Consider the following 17,593-nt stretch of genomic DNA (forward strand, 5'->3'; position numbering starts at 1 on the left):
CCAGCCTGCAGCCGTCATCGCGGAAAAAACGGAGAGCGACGGTTTGCGGCACATGCGCCCCTGTGCGTCTAGTTCACTCCATATAGTGGTTGCATGGCTACAACCGATATGAATGCAGATTCTACGTTCACCCCGCTCCCTCCGATTTTCGCCCAGCTCGGCCTCGCCTATGACGACGTGCTGCTGCTGCCGAACGCAACCGACGTCATCCCCTCCGAAGTGGATACGACGACGCATCTGACCCGCAATATCACGATGAAGGTGCCGGCGATCTCCGCCGCCATGGACACCGTCACCGAAGCCGAAATGGCCATCGCCATGGCCCGCAACGGCGGCATCGGCGTGCTGCACCGCAACCTTTCCATCGACGACCAGGCCGCCCAGGTCGACGTCGTCAAGCGCAGCGAATCCGGCATGATCACCGATCCGGTCACCGTCAACCCGGACGTCACCCTCGCCGACCTCGACAAGCTGTGCGGCAAGTTCCACATCTCCGGCCTGCCGGTCGTCGACGCCGACGGCAAGCTCGTGGGCATCATCACCAACCGCGACATGCGCTTCATCGCCTCCGAAGACTACGACCACCTGCGCGTGCGCGACGTCATGACGAAGGACAACCTCGTCACCGGCCCGTCCGACATCTCCAAGGAGGCGGCGCACCGCATCCTCGCCGAGCAGAAGATCGAGAAGCTCCCGCTCGTCGACGAGCACGGCCGCCTGACCGGCCTGATCACCGTCAAGGACTTCGTGAAGACCGAGCAGTACCCGGACGCCACCAAGGACGAGCAGGGGCGCCTGCGCGTCGCCGCAGGCGTCGGCTTCCTCGGCGATGCGTGGCAGCGCGCCTCCGCGCTGATGGAGGCGGGCGTCGACGCGCTCGTCGTCGACACCGCCAACGGCGAGGCCCAGCTCGCGCTCGACATGATCCGCCGCATCAAGAACGACCCGGCCTTCAAGAACGTCGACATCATCGGCGGCAACATCGCCACGCGCCAGGGCGCGCAGGCCATGATCGACGCCGGCGCGGACGCCGTCAAGGTCGGCGTGGGCCCCGGCTCGATCTGCACCACGCGCGTCGTCGCCGGCGTCGGCGTCCCGCAGCTGACGGCCGTGTACGAAGCCGCCCAGGCGTGCAACGCCGCCGGCGTGCCGTGCATCGCCGATGGCGGCATCCACTATTCCGGCGACATCGCCAAGGCCCTGGTGGCCGGCGCCTCCTCCGTCATGCTCGGCGGCACGCTCGCCGGCTGCGAGGAAGCCCCGGGCGAGAAGGTGCTGCTGCACGGCAAGCAGTACAAGCTGTACCGCGGCATGGGCTCGATGGGCGCCATGGCGCCGCGCGGCAAGAAGAGCTACTCGAAGGACCGCTACTTCCAGGCCGACGTCACCTCCAACGACAAGGTCGTGCCGGAAGGCGTCGAAGGCGAAGTGCCGTACCGCGGCCCGCTCAACGCCGTCCTCTACCAGATGATCGGCGGCCTGCACCAGTCGATGTTCTACATCGGCGCGCACAACATTCCGGAAATGCGCGAAAAGGGCCGCTTCATCCGCATCACCGATGCCGGCCTGCGCGAATCGCATCCGCACGACATCGTGATGACGGCCGAAGCGCCGAACTACTCGACGCGCTGAGCCATCGCCGGGGCTGCCCGTAGCCGCCTATGAACGCGCTGCGGCAGCCCGGGCGTGCGTGCCAACGGGCCGCGGTCTTTGCCTGCAAAGCCGCGGCCCGTTGGCGTATGCGCGCGCATGCGGACTCCGAAAGCGGCGGCGCGCAGCAGACAGCGCCGAGGTATACAGTGGTGGGGGACTGTATGGAACGAGCGCAGGAAGGAAACGCGATGGTAGACGCGCATGACGGCGAGACCTATCGGGCAGAGGATTCGCGGCTGATCTGGATCGATTGCGAGATGACGGGGCTGGATATCTTCAAGGACGAGCTGTGCGAGGTGTCGGTGGTGCCGACCGACTTCAACCTCAACGTGCTCGACGACGGCATCGACTTCGTCATCAAGCCCAGCGACGCGGCCGTCGCCAACATGAACGATTTCGTCCGCGCGATGCATACGCGCTCGGGGCTGATCGACGAGTGGGAGAACGGCCTCGACGTCAAGGACGCCGAACAGCGCGTCATCGACTATGCCGCCCGCTTCACGCCCGAAGGGGTCAAGCCCCTGCTCGCCGGCAACTCGGTGGGCTCCGACAAGAAGTTCCTCGACCGCTACATGCCGGGGCTGATGGAACGGCTGCACTACCGCGTCATCGACGTGAGCACGCTCAAGGAGCTTGCGCGCCGCTGGTACCCGGCCGTCTACGAGAACCGTCCGGCCAAGGCCGGCGGCCACCGCGCGCTCGCCGACATCATCGAAAGCCTCGACGAGCTGCGCTACTACCGCGACGCCATCATGGTGCCCGCGCCGGGGCCGAGCGCCGAACAGGCCGCTGAAATCTCGCGTCAGGTGAGCGAGACGAGCCTCAACGGCATCGAGGAATAGCGATGGTGACGGATAGCGCCGGCAACGCCGGAAACAAGGACTGGAGCGCCATCGAAGGCCCGCAGGACATCCGCCTCGTCGTGGCCGACATGGACGGCACGCTGCTCGACGGGCACAGCGAGATCCCGGCCTCATTCTGGCCGATGCTGGAGAAGCTGGAAGCGCGTGGCATTCCGTTCGTGCCAGCCAGCGGGCGCCAGTTCGCCACGCTGGAGCGCATGTTCGGCGACCGCAGCGAGCACATGAGCTTCATCGCCGAAAACGGCAACGTCGTCAGCTATGCCGGCGACATCGTGTCGGTGCGCGGCATCGACCGAGACGTCGTGCGCCGCGTCATCGACGCCGTCGACGAAGCCGTGGCGTCCGGCAAGCACGACATCGGGCTGATCGTCTGCGGGCTGGCCAGCGCGTACGCGTCGCGCACCGACGAGCCGTTCGTCAAGGAAGCCAGCAAATACTATGCCCGCCTTGCCGAAGTGGACGACCTGCACGCCGTGCTCGACGACGAAGGGGAGACGATCCTCAAGCTCGCCGTCTTCGACTTCGATGCGGCCGAGCCGATGGCCGAGGAGCTGTTCTCGGACCTGAAGGACGACTATGCGGTCGTTGTCTCCGGCGCCCACTGGGTCGACATCATGGACAAGTCCAGCGACAAGAAGCTGGGCGTCGAGGCGCTGCAGAAAACGCTGCACGTCACGCCGGCGCAGACCGCCGTGTTCGGCGACTACCTGAACGATGCGGGCATGCTCGAAGCGGCCGACTGGTCGTTCGCCATGGCCAACGGCCACGACGACGTCAAGGCGGTGGCCAACTACATCGCCCCGGCCAATACCGAAGGCGGCGTCATGACGGTGGTGGACCGCCTCATCGGCTGAACGCGCCGCCACGGCGCCCGACCCTCCGGCAACCCCCAAGCGAAAGGCCCAGCATGAAGCAAAGCGAAGCGCTCGCCATTCTGGACATGGGCGCCAACGTGTTCCTGACCGGCGCTCCCGGCGCCGGCAAGACGTACGTGCTCAACGAATTCGTCGCCGACGCGCGCCGCGCGGGCAAGTCGGTGGCCGTCACCGCGTCGACCGGCATCGCCGCCACGCACATCAACGGCCAGACCATCCACTCGTGGAGCGGGGCCGGCGTTTCCAAGGCGCTGACCGACACGCTGCTCAAGCAGATCCGCACGAAGCGCGGGCGCAAGATCCGCGATACCGACGTGCTGGTCATCGACGAAATCTCGATGATGCATGCATGGCTGTTCGACATGGTCGATGAAATCTGCCGCGCCGTGCGCCGTGACCCGAGGCCTTTCGGCGGCCTGCAGGTCGTGCTGTCCGGCGACTTCTTCCAGCTGCCCCCGGTGACGCGCGGCGCCCGGTCGCGCGGCGACTTCGCGCCGTCGCCCGAACTGGCGGCGATGCAGGAACGCTATCAGGCGGCCGGGCGCGACATGGAGGGCTTCGTCACCGAATCGTTTGCGTGGCGCGACCTCCATCCGGTCATCTGCTACCTGACCGAACAGCACCGCCAGGACGACGGCCAGCTGCTCGAAGTGCTCACCGACATCCGCGAAGCCGCCGTGAGCCAGGACGACCGCGACCTGCTGCTCACGCGGCTGGGGGCGCAGCCGCCCGAAGGCAGGCAGGCTGTCAACCTGTTTCCGGTCAACCGGCAGGCCGACGCGCTCAATGACCTGCGGCTGGCCGAAATCGACGCGGAAGAGCACGTCTTCGAAGCCTCGAGCGCCGGTCCCGCCGACCTCGTCAAGCGGCTCAAGAAGAACATGCTCGCCCCGGAAACGCTGGTGCTCAAGGAAGGCGCGGTCGTCATGGCCGTGCGCAACGACCAGGAAGGCCAGTACGTCAACGGTTCGCTCGGCACCGTCATCGGCTTCAAGCGCGAAGCGCAGGGCGGCTGGCCGGTCGTCGAGTTCGAAAACGGGCATGTGGCGACGATGCGCCAGGCCGATTGGGAAATGACCGACGGCGAAACGGTGCTGGCATCGGTGTCGCAGGTGCCGCTGCGCTGCGCGTGGGCCATCACGATCCATAAATCGCAGGGCATGACGCTGGACGCCGCCGTGATGGACCTGAAGCGCACGTTCGCCCCCGGCATGGGCTACGTGGCGCTTTCCAGGGTCGAACGGCTCGACGGGCTCTACCTCAACGGCGTTTCCGAACGCATGTTCCTCGTCTCGCCGCAGGCCATCGAGCTCGACGCGCAGCTCAAGGCTGCTTCGCAGTCGGCGAGCGAGGAACTAGCCGCCCACGGTGCGGAAACGTTCGACCCGAGACCGCCGATGACGCAAGAGGAGGAATTCGGCCAGGACTGCCTGTTCTAGCCATGTGCATGGCAGGCAAGAGCACGGGGATGGCGAATCCGCTGCATGCCGAAACGGCGAAACCTCCTATGATGGTGGTATCGCTATGAAGGATTCACGGGAAACCGGAAGGGGTTGAGGACGATGAAAAACTGGTGGAATACGGTGGTATCGGCAATCGGCATGCTGATCCTGTTCGCGTCGTTTGTCATTTACGAGGCAGGCGGCAACCGCGCATGGGGCACGATCAAGCTTACCGACATCATGATCATCCTCGGCGGCCTGATGTTCATCCTGCCGTTCTTCTTCTCGTCGGTCGTTCGCAAATCCGCGGACAACGCCCCGAATCGCTTCGTATGGTTCTGGCTGCCGCTCATCGGCATCGTGCTCGTCGTCGTCGGCATCCTGCTGCCCAATTCCGTGGCCTCCATCGGCTCGGTGTCGCTGCCCGACTGGATGTACCTGTTCGGCTGCCTGTTCATGCTGCTGATCTTCTGCTACCCGCCGAACGAGGTCAAGCAGGAAATGCTCGAAGACGACGTCGAGCGCATGACCGGCACGCAGGACGCCAGCTCCGCATCCAGGCACTAGGCGCTATCCGGGCGCCGCATGCACTGGGCTTGCCTGCGCCGCGCGTTGTCGGGCAAATTGAATAGCTTTATGGGTATGACCAAAGCTCTTCGCATGTCTACCCTGTTCCTGCGCACGCTGCGCGAGGATCCCGCCGACGCCGACGTCGATTCGGCCAAGCTGCTCCAGCGGGCCGGCTATATCCGCAAGGCCGCTCCCGGCATCTGGACCTGGCTGCCGCTGGGCCTCGCCGTCCTCAATAAAATCGAGGGCGTCATCCGCGAGGAAATGAACGGCATCGGCGCCCAGGAAGTGCATTTCCCGGCGCTGCTGCCGCGCGAGCCGTATGAAGCCACCCATCGCTGGGAGGAATACGGCGACAACATCTTCCGCCTGAAGGACCGCCATGAGGCCGACTACCTGCTGGCTCCGACGCACGAGGAAATGTTCACGCTGCTCGTCAAGGACCTCTACAAGTCCTACAAGGACCTGCCGGTCACGCTCTACCAGATCCAGACGAAGTACCGCGACGAGTTCCGCCCGCGCGCCGGCCTGATCCGCGGCCGCGAGTTCATCATGAAGGACGCCTACTCGTTCACCGTCGACGAGGAGGGGCTCAAGCGCTGCTATATGGAGGAGCGCGGCGCCTACGAGCGCATCTTCAACCGCCTTGACCTGAAGTACGTGCCCGTCTTCGCCATGTCCGGCCCGATGGGCGGCTCGGCGTCCGAGGAGTTCCTTGCCCCGATGCCGATTGGCGAGGACACGTTCGCGCTCGCGCCGTCCGGCAAGGCGTGGAACGTCGAGGCGCTCAAGACCCCCGAACCGCCGGCCATCGACTGCTCCGGCGCCGCGCCGGCCGAGAAGAAGGCTACGCCCGACGCGGGCAGCGTCGAGGACATGGTCGCGTTCGCCAACGCCACCTACCCGCGTGAAGACGGCCGCGCCTGGCAGGCGTCCGACATCCTCAAGAACGTCGTCATCGCCGTCAAGCACGCCGAGGACGACACCCATGACGAACCGTGGCGCGAGCTCATCGTCGTCGGCGTCCCCGGCGACCGCGAAGTCGACCTGAAGCGCCTCGAGGCCCAGTTCGCCCCGGCGGAATTCGACGAGGTCACCGAGGAGGAGTTCAAGGCGCACCCCGAACTCGTGCGCGGCTACATCGGCCCCATGGCCCTTGGCCCCCAGGCCCGTCCCGAAGGCGTCGAAGCCGGCGCCGAGGGCGACACGGCCCTGCGCTACTTCGTCGATGCACACGTTGCACGCGGCTCGGCCTGGTTCACCGGCGCCGATGAGCAGGACACCGACTACTACGGCCTCGTGTACGGCCGCGACTTCGAAGCCGATGGCACCGTCGAGGCCGTCGTCGTGCGCGACGGCGACATGAGCCCGGACGGCTCCGGCCCGCTTTCGTTCGAACGCGGCGTGGAAATCGGCCAGATCTTCCAGCTGGGCCTGAAGTACTCGAAGGCACTCGACCTGAAGGTGCTCGACCAGAACGGCAAGACGGTGCCGGTATGGATGGGCTGCTACGGCATCGGCGTTTCCCGCGTGCTCGCCTGCATCGCCGAAACGCACCACGACGACGCCGGCCTGGCATGGCCGGCGAACATCGCGCCCGCGGCCGTCCACGTCGTCGCCACCGGCAAGGACGAAGCGGCGTTCGAAGCCGCCGAAAAGCTCGTCGCCGAACTGGAGGCGCGCGGCCTCGAAGTCATCTACGACGACCGCAAGAAGGTGTCGCCGGGCGTCAAGTTCAAGGACGCCGAGCTGATCGGCGTGCCGCTGATCGCCGTCGCCGGCCGCGACACCGTCAACGACGGCACGATCGAGATCCGCAACCGCGACGGCTCCGCCAAGGAAGCCGTCCCCGCCGAAGCGGCGGCGCAGGTGCTGGCCGACCGCTTCCGCGAGCTACAGTAGAATTCGCCGGCCGGCTCTTCGCCGCTGCTAGAACGGGTCGGCCGCAAACTCGCCATCGCCCTGCAAACCCTGGTTTGCAGGGCTTTGCTGTTGCCCGGCGCCGGACGCAGGATCCGGCTCCGGGGCGACGAACTGCGGTGCAGGCGCGGCAAACTGCGGTGCAGCCGCGGCAAACTGCGGCTCCGGGGCGATGAACTGCGGTCCTGCCTCCGGCGGTACCTCGGGTGCCTGGTCTGCCGGCCGCGGATCGCGCGGCATCTTGCGGTAGGTGCAGATGCCGTAGTTGAGGTCCAGCCCGATGACCGACGCCTCGATGGCCACGCGCGAGCGCAGCTCGCCTGCATTGGTCGTCCACTCCTCGGTGACCAGGCGCCCCGATATGAGGACCGGATCGCCCTTGTGCAGCGAATTGAAGGCGTTGAGCGCAAGCGTGCGGAACGCCTTGATGGTGATCCACGTCGTCGGCAGCTTGCGCCACTCGTGGTTCGCGTCCATGTACCCCGGCGTGCAGCCGAGGCGGAACTGCACGCCGTTGCGCGGTTCCTCGCCGAATTGCGCCGGCTCCGAGCCGATCCTGCCGGTAATCGTGATGATGCCTTGCTGCGATGCCATGATGCCGCCCTTCTCTAGCCGTACCTGTTGCCATGTTGGGTGCCGCGGCTGCCGCGGCGCCATTCCACTATCGCGGCAACGCGAAGGCCCCGGCAATGATGCCGGGGCCTTGTGGATGGAAAGGCGTGTCGTCCACATTGCGCCCGCCGTGACGGTGCACGCGGCAACGACGGTGCATGCACAAGCAGCGGTGCATGCCAGCGGGTACGCGGCGCAATGCGGGGGTGCGCTACCAGATGTGCACGCGTTCGCCCTCCGCCAGCCACATGCCGTTTTCCGGCTTGACGTCGAACGCATGGTAGAACAGGTCGACGTTGCGCGCGATGCCGTTGGTGCGGTGCTCGGCCGGCGAATGCGGGTCGATCTGCAGGTACTGTTCGGCCAGCTCGTCGCGGTTCTTCGAACGCCAGATCGACGCGTAGTTGAGGAAGAAGCGCTGCAGTCCGCTGAAGCCGTCGATGACCGGCGCCGTGTCCAGCGACGCTTCCACCGCCTGCGGGCTGCCGTCGATCGGGCGTCCCGCGGCTTCGTCGAGCGCGAACGCGTAGGCCTTGAGCGCGATGTTGACGCCCGACAGGTCCCCGATGTTCTCGCCGATGGTCAGCGCGCCGTTGACGTGCGGGGCGCTTTCCGGCTTGTCGGCGTACTTTTCGGCCAGCTGCGCCGGCACGAAGCCGTTGTACTGGTCGATGAGCGCCTTCGTCAGCTCCTGGAAGCGTTCCTTGTCTTGAGGCGTCCACCAGTCGTTGAGCTTGCCGTCGCCGTCGAACTGGGAGCCCTGGTCGTCGAAGCCGTGGCCGATTTCATGGCCGATTACCGCGCCGATGCCGCCGTAGTTCGCCGCGTCCTCCGCCTTCGGGTTGAAGAACGGCGGCTGCAGGATGGCCGCCGGGAACACGATGATGTTCAGGCTCGGCTCGTAGTAGGCGTTGACGGTCTGCGGGTTCATCAGCCACTCGTCCTTGTCGACGGGCTTGCCGCACTTGGACAGCTGGAAGCCGAACTCGTAGAGCGCCGCCGCGTCCATGTTCTGCGCGAAGCCGGCGCCGTCGGCGATGTCGAGGGCCGCATAGTCGCGCCAATGGTCCGGGTAGCCGATCTTCGCCGTGAACTTGCCGAGCTTGGCCAGCGCCTTCTCCTTCGTATCGTCGGACAGCCACGCCGAATTGAGGATCGACACATGGTAGGCCTCGATGAGGTTGTGCACCAGCTGCTCCATGCGGTCCTTCGAGGATTGCGGGAAATGCTCGCGCACGTACGCCTGGCCGACGTCCTCGCCGCACACGCTGTTGACGAGGGAAACGCCGCGCTTCCAGCGTGCGCGCTGTTCCTTGGCGCCCGACAGCACCTTGCCGTAGAAGTCGAAGTTCGCCTTGTCGAACTCTTCCGGCAGGGCAGTGGCGGCATGGATGATGACGTGCACGCGCGCCCACAGCTTCAGGTCGTCCAGCCCGGCTTCCTGCCAGTAGGCGTCCAGCCCCGACACGAACGACGGCTCGTGCACGATCGTATGGTCCAGCGCGCCGCGCAGGTCGACCGGCTGGCTGGCCGCGGCCGGGCTGGCGTCGTACGCCTGCTGGGCGGCCTCGGCCCATGCCGCGATGTCGAAATGGGAGAGCGACGAGGCGAGCTCGTCGAACGTCGTCGGGTTGTAGGTCTTCTGCGGGTCGCGCACCGTCACGTTGTCCCAGTGGTGGGAGGCGATGGCCGTCTCGACGGCCAGGAAGCGCTCGGCGGCCGCCTGCGCGTCGTCCTTCGAGGCGGCATAGCCGGCGTTCGCCAGCTGCGTGGCCACCATCTGCACGTACGCCTCGCGGATCGGCGCGTAGTGGTCCTCGCGGTAGTAGGCTTCGTCGGGCAGCCCCAGCCCCGACTGCTCGATGTGCAGCACGTTGACGTCGGGATCCTTCGGGTCGCCGTAGATCGCGAAGTCCAGCAGGTCCGGGCCGCCGGCCGGGTTGAGCGAGCCGAGGACGCGCGTCAGCTCCGCCTTCGAGCCGGCCGCGTCGATGGCGTCCAGTGACGGCTTGATCGGCGCGATGCCTGCGGCGTTGATGGCGTCGACGTCGAGGAAGGAACGGTAGAGGGCCTTCGATTTGGCGGCGTCCTCGCCGTCCGATTCGAGGATGTCGCGGATCTGGTTTTCGGCGTCTTCCGCGAGCCGGTCGAACGCGCCGTAGCGCGAGCGGTCGTCGGGAAGGCGGTAGGTATCGATCCACGGTCCGTTGACGTAGCGGAACAGGTCATCTGCAGGGGAGGTGACCGACGAGAACGACGTCGGGTCGATGCCGGAAGTAAACGTTTCACTCATGCCTTACCACTATAGCCCGTGCGGTTGGCGCCCGGCGGCGCGTTCGGCCGGGCGCAATCTTCCTGAAAGAATCTTGGGAATAATACGCCGGTCGGTGAAACGCCGCGTTCCGCTCCGCCCCTTCGACAAGACTGGGAGGTGAGTCCCGGCGGAAGAGTGGAACCGCCGCGGCAGGCTACGTTGGTTGGGGCGGCGTAACGGCGGCCCGTAGAGAAGGAGACTATATGTCTGACAGCAACGGCTACAGCAATCCCGAAGGGCAGCAAAGCCCCTTCAAGCTCGTGGAGGACATCCTCCCGACCCGCGCGAAGAACGGCATCCGCGCGGCATACGGCATCATCGGCATCGCCGCCATCATCCTGGGCATCGCGCTGCTGGTGTGGCCGGGCCGCACGCTCGTCGTCGCCACCGTCATCATCGGCATCTACTTCCTGATTTCCGGCGTCGTGCGCATCGTCAGCTCGATCGTCGAGCTGGGGCTGCCGGGCGGATGGCGCGTGCTCGGCGTCATCGTCGGCATCCTGCTGATCATCGCCGGCATCGTGTGCCTCAAGTACGTCACGATGTCCGCGGCGACGCTGACCATCATGTTCACGATCATCGTCGGCATCGGCTGGATCATGGAAGGCATCATGTCGCTGACCGAGGTCAGCGGCTCCGGCTCCGGCTGGGGCATCGCCTACGGCATCATCTCGATCATCGCCGGCTTCGTGCTGCTGTGCATGCCGCTGGCGTCCACCGTGTGGCTGATCCTGTTCGGCGCGATCGCGCTCGTCGTCATGGGCGTCTTCGCCGTCATCCGCGCCTTCACGTTCGGCCGCGGCAGCAAGCAGGCTGCGTAGGCGCAGCGTACGCAAGCGTACGAAAAGGGGCGGCCGCCGGCAATCTTGTTCAAGATTCGCCGGGGGCCGCCCCTTTCCGTGTCGCCGGCCAAGCCGTGTCCGGTTTTTGTTTGGCTCCCGGACTAACGTTGGCCCTATCGTTCGCCCAGGTGGAAAGACACGACATGATTGAAATCAAGACCGCGAAGGAAATCGAGGAGATGAAGCCGGCCGGCAGGTTCGTCGGCGGCATTCTCAAGGAACTCCAGGAAACGACGAAGGTGGGCACCAACCTGCTGGAAATCGACGAGTTCGTGCACAGGAAGATCGTCGACCGCAAGGGCGCCGAATCGTGCTATGTCGACTACGCGCCGGACTTCGGCACCGGCCCGTTCGCCCACTACATCTGCACGTCCGTCAACGACGCGGTGCTGCACGGCGTTCCCTATGACTACGCCCTCAAGGAAGGCGACCTCGTCAGCCTCGACCTGGCGATCAACGTCGACGGCTGGGTCGCCGACTCGGCCATCAGCTTCGTCGTCGGCGCCCATCCGGACCCCGAGGACCTGCGCATCATCAAGAGCACCGAGGAGGCGCTGGCGGCCGGCATCGACGCGGCGCGCTCCGGCAACCGGCTCGGCGACGTCTCCCATGCCATCGGCGAAGTCGCCGCGAGCTACGGCTACCCCGTCAACCTCGAGTTCGGCGGCCACGGCGTGGGCCACATCATGCACGGCGATCCGCACGTCCCCAACGACGGGCGCGCCCACCGCGGCTTCAAGCTGCGCGAAGGGCTCGTCATCGCCATCGAGCCGTGGTTCATGAAGACGACCGACGAAATCTACCAGGATCCGAAGGACGGCTGGACGCTGCGCAGCGAGGACGGCTCGCGCGGCGCCCACAGCGAGCATACGATCGCGATCACCGACAACGGCCCGATCATCCTGACGGACCGCTCGAACCTGTAGCCAGCGGTTCCCTCCGGTTTTCCCACGGCCTTTCTCCATCGAGGAAAGGCCGTTTTTCGCGGTTTTGAGACGGACAGCGCCCCCGGAAACGTTCCTGCGCTATATTGAACGGACTTTGCGATGCGACAAGGGCCCTGAGCGAGGGGCGCCGAAAGGGGTGGAAGCGTATGGATAATGCGCAGCTTCATGTTGATTCCGACGAATTCAAGATGCCGGTGGTCAAGGCGACCGAAGGGCCGGACGGCATCCTGATTTCGGGGCTGCGCAACGACCGGTGGGTCACCGTCGACCCTGGCTTCCTGACGACGGCGCAGTGCGAATCGAAGATCACCTACATCGACGGGCAGAACTCCATCCTGCGCTACCGCGGCTATCCGATCGAGCAGCTGTGCGACCAGTCCGACTTCCTCGAGGTGGCGTGGCTGCTGCGCCACGGCGAGCTGCCGAGCAAGGACGAATACGAACGGTTCGTCGGCCAGATCAACCACCGCACGATGGTGGGGGAGGACTTCCGCAACTTCATGGGCTCCTTCCCGCATGAGGCGCACCCGATGAGCGTGATGGCGTCGGCCATCAACGCGCTGGCGACGTTCTACCCCGAAACCACCGACATCAACGACCCCGAGCAGCTCGACGAGGCCGCCACGATCATCATGGCCAAGGCCCGCACGATCGTCAGCTACATCCTGCGGCGCCGGCGCGACGAGCCGATGCTGTACCCCGACTATGCGCGCGGCTACGTGGACGACTTCCTGCGCATGTGCTTCGCGGTGCCCTATGAACGCTACGATTCCGACCCGCAGCACGTCCACGCGCTGGGGCGCCTGCTGATCATCCACGCCGACCACGAGCAGAACTGCTCGACGTCGGTCGTGCGCATTGCCGGAAGCGCCCACGCCAACCTCTATTCGGCCATCGCCGCCGGCATCAACGCGCTGTCCGGGCCGCTGCATGGCGGCGCCAACGAAGCGGCGCTGCGCCAGCTGCACGACATCCAGGAATCCGGCATGAGCGTGCGCGAGTACGTCGAGACGGCGAAGAAGGAAGGCCGGCGCATCTCCGGCCTGGGCCACCGCGTCTACAAGTCGTACGATCCGCGCGCCGCCATCGCCAAGCGGTGCCTGCAGCAGGTCATGGCGCACGAGAACGCGTTGACGGTCGACCCGAAGGAAGTCGAGATGTACCGCATCGCGATGGAGCTCGAGGACATCGCGCTCAACGACGACTATTTCGTGTCGCGCCACCTGTACCCGAACGTCGACTTCTACACGGGCCTGGTGTACCGGGCCATCGGCTTCGGCCCCTCGATGTTCACGACGCTGTTCGCGCTCGGCCGCATTCCCGGCTGGATCGCCCAGTACCGCGAGATGCTCGACGACCCGATGACGAAGATCGGCCGGCCCCGCCAGGTCTATACCGGTCCGGAAAAGCGCGACTACGTCCCGATGGAGGAGCGGTAGGCCAGCGGCTAGAGTAGGGGCAAGCAGGCCGCCCGGTCAAGAGGCGGCCTCCTAGCGAAGGAGTCTGTACATGGCCGCAATGGGCAAGGCATGGGGCTGGGGCCTGGCAAGCGTCGACGCTGCCGGCAACACGCTCGACGTGTGGTATCCGCAGCTGACGATGGGCGACGCGCCCGCCGAGGCCGACCGACCGAACCACGGGTTCGGCGTGCTGGCCCACAAGGGGCCCGACCTGCGCGGCGTGCGCCGCGTGCCGGTGTTCACCGAATCGGACCTGGACGCGCCGATCGAGGACGCGGCCGACGCGTTCCTGCGCCTGCACCTGCTGAGCATGCGCCTGGTCAAGCCGAACACCATCAACCTCGACGGCATCTTCGGCAAGCTCAAGACGGTCGTGTGGACCAACTACGGCCCGTTCGCCCCCGAGGACTTCGCGCTGCGCAAGCTCGACGTCATGAACGGCAATGCCGACGCCGGGCTGCCGGGCACTCCGGTGGACGTCAGCGTGCTCGCGCTCGACAAGATCCCGCGCATGGTCGACTACGTCATCCCCTCCGGTGTGCGCATCGGCGACGCCGACCGCGTGCGCCTGGGCGCCTACCTGGCCGAAGGCACGACGGTCATGCACGCCGGCTTCGTCAACTTCAACGCCGGCACGCTCGGCACCTGCATGATCGAGGGCCGCGTCTCCCAGGGCGTCACGGTCGGCAACGGCTCCGACGTCGGCGGCGGCGCGTCGATCATGGGCACGCTGTCGGGCGGCGGCAAGCTGCGCAACTCGATCGGCGAGCATTCGCTGCTGGGCGCCAACGCCGGCATCGGCATTTCCCTGGGCGATCACTGCGTCGTCGAAGCGGGCCTGTACGTCACGGCCGGCACGAAGGTCAAGGTCGTCGACAAGCGCCATCTCGCCGAAGGCGAGGAGTTCCAGGTCGTCAAGGCGGCCGAGCTGTCCGGCAAGGACAACATCCTGTTCATCCGCAACTCGCTGACCGGCGGCATCGAGGCGCGCTTCCGTTCCTCGGGCATCGAGCTCAACCACGACCTGCACAAGAACTGATGAATATCACGCTGGCAACGGTCGGGAAGGTCAAGGAACGCTATCTGCGCGACGCCATCGACGAATACTCGAAGCGGCTGTCGCGCTACTGCAAGCTGGACATCATCGAAGTGGCCGATGAAAAGACCCCCGACCATGCCAGCGACGCGCAGGCGCTCGCCATCAAGGAACGCGAAGGCGAACGCCTGCTCAAGCGCATCAAGCCCGGTTCATACGTCATCGTCCTTGCCATCGAGGGCAAGATGCTGTCCAGCGAGGGGTTTGCGCGCAAGATCGCGTCGCTGGGCCTGTCGGGCGAAAGCCACATCGTGTTCGTCATCGGCGGATCGCTGGGGCTGGACCCGCGGGTGCTCCAGCGCGCCGACATGCTGCTGAGCTTTTCGCCGATGACCTTCCCCCACCAGCTGATGCGCGTCATCCTGCTTGAGCAGATCTACCGCGCCTGGCGCATCAACTCCGGCGAACCGTACCACAAATGAGGGCGCCGTGCCCAGCGCGGGCCAACGTTGGCGCCATTGGGTAGACTGAAACGTCGGTTAGTACGAAACGTTCGAAACGACGAAGAACGAAGAGATTGGTGACATGGCTGAATTTGACTATGCGCAGGCCATAAGCGACGCCCGCGCGAAATACGAAACGATTGCCGCGGCGCTCGACGTCGACCGGCTCAAGGAGCAGGAAGCGCAGCTCGAAAAGGAAGCCGCCGAACCGGGCCTGTGGGACGACCCGGAGCATGCGCAGAAGGTCACGAGCAAGCTGTCCGCCGTCCAGTCGCAGCTCAAGCACCTGGCCAGCGCGGCCACGCGCATCGACGACGTCGAGACGCTCGTCGAGCTCGGCCAGGAGGAAAACGACGCCGACACGCTCAGCGAGGCGCGCACGGAGGTCGAGTCCATCGCCAAGGACCTGTCCGACATGGAGATCCAGACGCTGATGGACGGCGAATACGACGAGCGTTCGGCCGTCGTGACGATCCGCAGCGGCGCCGGCGGCGTCGACGCCGCCGATTTCGCCCAGATGCTGCTGCGCATGTACCTGCGCTGGGCCGAACGTAACGGCTTCAAGGCGAAGGTGATGGACACCTCCTACGCCGAGGAAGGCGGCATCAAGTCCGCCACGTTCCAGGTGGACGCCCCGTATGCCTACGGGCGCCTGTCCGTCGAGGGCGGCACGCACCGCCTCGTGCGCATCTCGCCGTTCGACAACCAGGGCCGCCGCCAGACGAGCTTCGCGGCCGTCGAGGTCGTCCCGCTCGTCGAGGCGACCGACCACATCGACGTGCCGGATTCGGAAATCCGCGTCGACACCTACTGCTCGTCGGGCCCCGGCGGCCAGGGCGTCAACACGACGTATTCCGCCGTGCGCATCACCCACCTGCCCACCGGCATCGTCGTGACGATGCAGGACGAGCGCAGCCAGATCCAGAACCGCGCGGCCGCCATGGCCGTGCTCCAGAGCCGCCTGCTCGTGCTGCGCCGCGAGGAAGAGGCCAAGAAGAAGAAGGAGCTCGCCGGCGACATCAAGGCCAGCTGGGGCGACCAGATGCGTTCCTACGTGCTGCATCCGTACCAGATGGTCAAGGACCTGCGCACCGGCTACGAAACCAGCCAGACGCAGGCGGTGTTCGACGGCGATATCGACGCCTTCATCCAGGAAGGCATCCGCTGGCGCCACGAACAGCGCCGCGAGGCCGCACAGGAAGAAGCGTAAGGATCCGCACGGATTGGAGACCAGATGGCGCTGATCACGCTTGACCATGTAAGCAAGATCTACCCGAAGGCGACGCGCGCCGCGCTCGACGACATCAACCTCGAAATCAACCGCGGCGACTTCGTGTTCCTCGTCGGCGCCTCCGGCTCCGGCAAGACGTCGCTGCTGCGGCTGCTGACCCACGAGGAGGAGGCGACCAAGGGCGAGATCCGCGTCGCCGGCCACGACCTGCGCCGCATGAAGAACCGCCAGGTCCCGCAGTACCGCCGCTCCATCGGCACGATCTTCCAGGACTACAAGCTGCTGACGAACAAGACGGTCTGGCAGAACGTCGCGTTCGCGCTCGAAGTGATCGGCACGTCGCGCTCGACGGTCAGGTCGCTGGTGCCGAAGGTGCTGGAGACGGTGGGCCTGACCGGCAAGGAGAAGAACTATCCGCACGAGCTGTCCGGCGGCGAGCAGCAGCGCGTGACGATTGCCCGCGCCTACGTCAACCATCCGCAGATCCTGCTGGCCGACGAGCCGACCGGCAACCTCGACCCGACGACGTCGCTGGGCATCATGGAGGTGCTCGACGCCATCAACCGCACCGGCACGACGATCGTCATGGCGACCCACAACGAGGAAATCGTCAACTCGATGCGCAAGCGCGTCGTCGAGCTGCACGCTGGCAAGATCGTGCGCGACCAGGAGGGCGGCGTCTACGATTCGACGCTGTACTTCCCGGACGCGCAGACCGAGGCGCAGGCCCACGAAGCCATCTCGTCGCTCGGCGTCCAGGACGCCGGCGTCTCCAGCGTGCGCGAGCGGGTGGTGGCGCAGGGCACCGAAGCCGACCGCAAGCCGAATCTCATTGCCCCCGCTACCGAGGACGACGACCGCGTCATGACGGCGGCCGACGTCGTGACGGCGATTTCGGACGCCGTGCAGGCGCCGTACGAAAACGAAGGCATCGCGCGGCTGGCCAAGTCCGTCCATTCCGGCAAGACCGGCCGCTACGGCGAGGCGTTCGCGCCGGTCGAGACGACGCTGACGTGGGGTAAGGGGCTGCCGGTGGCCGACGAAGGCGCGGATGCGTCCGATACGGCAAGCGAATCCAAGACGACCGAACCGGACGCCGCCAACGCCGGCTCCAGCACGGACGAAGCGACTGCAACGGCGGCAACGCAATCCGCTGCCGCTGCCGATGCGGAACGGTCAGCGCAATCCGCACAGGAACATACGGCTGGCGAATCTGAAGCGAAGGAAACGCCCGCGGTCCCCGCGCCGCCGGCCCCTCCGGCGCCACCCGCCCCGCCAGCCGCTCCCGCGGCCCCAGCCGACGCTGCGAACGGGAAGGAGTAGGC

15 protein-coding genes are annotated in these 17,593 nt (G+C 66.2%); 13 read left to right on the top strand and 2 right to left on the bottom strand.

Going from position 1 to position 17,593, the window contains the following annotated elements; genetic code table 11:
• The first annotated feature begins 93 nt into the window (after positions 1–93).
• From guaB to AC1AXT_RS02890, 6 genes are all read left to right on the top strand, one after another.
• Positions 94–1,632 carry an IMP dehydrogenase gene (guaB, locus tag AC1AXT_RS02865; RefSeq protein ID WP_476539048.1) on the top strand — a complete coding sequence of 513 codons (1,539 nt, stop codon included), beginning with the start codon at positions 94–96 and terminating at the stop codon, positions 1,630–1,632.
• Positions 1,633–1,841: 209 nt separating this feature from the next.
• A complete protein-coding gene (gene orn, locus AC1AXT_RS02870; RefSeq protein ID WP_476539049.1) occupies positions 1,842–2,495 on the top strand; it encodes an oligoribonuclease in 654 nt (217 codons plus the stop codon).
• A gap of 2 nt (positions 2,496–2,497) precedes the next feature.
• Positions 2,498–3,370 carry a Cof-type HAD-IIB family hydrolase gene (locus AC1AXT_RS02875; protein WP_476539050.1) on the top strand — a complete coding sequence of 291 codons (873 nt, stop codon included), beginning with the start codon at positions 2,498–2,500 and terminating at the stop codon, positions 3,368–3,370.
• A gap of 53 nt (positions 3,371–3,423) precedes the next feature.
• A complete protein-coding gene (locus AC1AXT_RS02880) occupies positions 3,424–4,830 on the top strand; it encodes a DEAD/DEAH box helicase (RefSeq protein WP_476539051.1) in 1,407 nt (468 codons plus the stop codon).
• Positions 4,831–4,953: 123 nt separating this feature from the next.
• Positions 4,954–5,400, top strand: coding sequence for a permease (locus AC1AXT_RS02885; RefSeq protein ID WP_476539052.1), 447 nt, complete (start codon positions 4,954–4,956; stop codon positions 5,398–5,400).
• 75 nt (positions 5,401–5,475) lie between these two features.
• Positions 5,476–7,305, top strand: coding sequence for a proline--tRNA ligase (locus AC1AXT_RS02890; RefSeq protein WP_476539053.1), 1,830 nt, complete (start codon positions 5,476–5,478; stop codon positions 7,303–7,305).
• A 27-nt stretch (positions 7,306–7,332) separates the two neighbouring features.
• On the opposite strand, the gene AC1AXT_RS02895 is transcribed toward AC1AXT_RS02890, so the two are convergent.
• Both AC1AXT_RS02895 and AC1AXT_RS02900 read right to left on the bottom strand, forming a co-directional pair.
• A complete protein-coding gene (locus AC1AXT_RS02895; protein ID WP_476539054.1) occupies positions 7,333–7,917 on the bottom strand; it encodes a single-stranded DNA-binding protein in 585 nt (194 codons plus the stop codon).
• A 229-nt stretch (positions 7,918–8,146) separates the two neighbouring features.
• The gene (locus AC1AXT_RS02900) at positions 8,147–10,228 is read right to left on the bottom strand and encodes a M13 family metallopeptidase (protein WP_476539055.1); all 2,082 of its coding nucleotides are present in this window, start codon (positions 10,226–10,228) and stop codon (positions 8,147–8,149) included.
• A gap of 224 nt (positions 10,229–10,452) precedes the next feature.
• On the opposite strand from AC1AXT_RS02900, the gene AC1AXT_RS02905 reads away from it, so the two are divergent.
• From AC1AXT_RS02905 to ftsE, 7 genes are all read left to right on the top strand, one after another.
• Positions 10,453–11,070, top strand: coding sequence for an HdeD family acid-resistance protein (locus AC1AXT_RS02905; RefSeq protein ID WP_476539056.1), 618 nt, complete (start codon positions 10,453–10,455; stop codon positions 11,068–11,070).
• A 164-nt stretch (positions 11,071–11,234) separates the two neighbouring features.
• The gene (gene map, locus AC1AXT_RS02910; protein WP_476539057.1) at positions 11,235–12,017 is read left to right on the top strand and encodes a type I methionyl aminopeptidase; all 783 of its coding nucleotides are present in this window, start codon (positions 11,235–11,237) and stop codon (positions 12,015–12,017) included.
• A gap of 167 nt (positions 12,018–12,184) precedes the next feature.
• Positions 12,185–13,477: a citrate synthase gene (locus AC1AXT_RS02915; protein WP_476539058.1), complete on the top strand. Its 1,293-nt coding sequence runs from the start codon at positions 12,185–12,187 to the stop codon at positions 13,475–13,477.
• Between the two features lie 70 nt (positions 13,478–13,547).
• Complete coding sequence (gene dapD, locus AC1AXT_RS02920) at positions 13,548–14,537, top strand: 2,3,4,5-tetrahydropyridine-2,6-dicarboxylate N-succinyltransferase (RefSeq protein ID WP_476539059.1); 990 nt, start codon at positions 13,548–13,550, stop codon at positions 14,535–14,537.
• Positions 14,537–15,016 carry a 23S rRNA (pseudouridine(1915)-N(3))-methyltransferase RlmH gene (rlmH, locus tag AC1AXT_RS02925; RefSeq protein WP_476539060.1) on the top strand — a complete coding sequence of 160 codons (480 nt, stop codon included), beginning with the start codon at positions 14,537–14,539 and terminating at the stop codon, positions 15,014–15,016. Before dapD ends, rlmH begins: the two co-directional genes overlap by 1 nt.
• 103 nt (positions 15,017–15,119) lie before the next feature.
• Positions 15,120–16,247, top strand: coding sequence for a peptide chain release factor 2 (prfB, locus tag AC1AXT_RS02930; RefSeq protein ID WP_476539061.1), 1,128 nt, complete (start codon positions 15,120–15,122; stop codon positions 16,245–16,247).
• Between the two features lie 24 nt (positions 16,248–16,271).
• The gene (gene ftsE / locus AC1AXT_RS02935; RefSeq protein ID WP_476539062.1) at positions 16,272–17,591 is read left to right on the top strand and encodes a cell division ATP-binding protein FtsE; all 1,320 of its coding nucleotides are present in this window, start codon (positions 16,272–16,274) and stop codon (positions 17,589–17,591) included.
• Positions 17,592–17,593 lie beyond the last annotated feature (2 nt).

It is taken from the genome of Bifidobacterium sp. LH_450 (assembly GCF_056356715.1).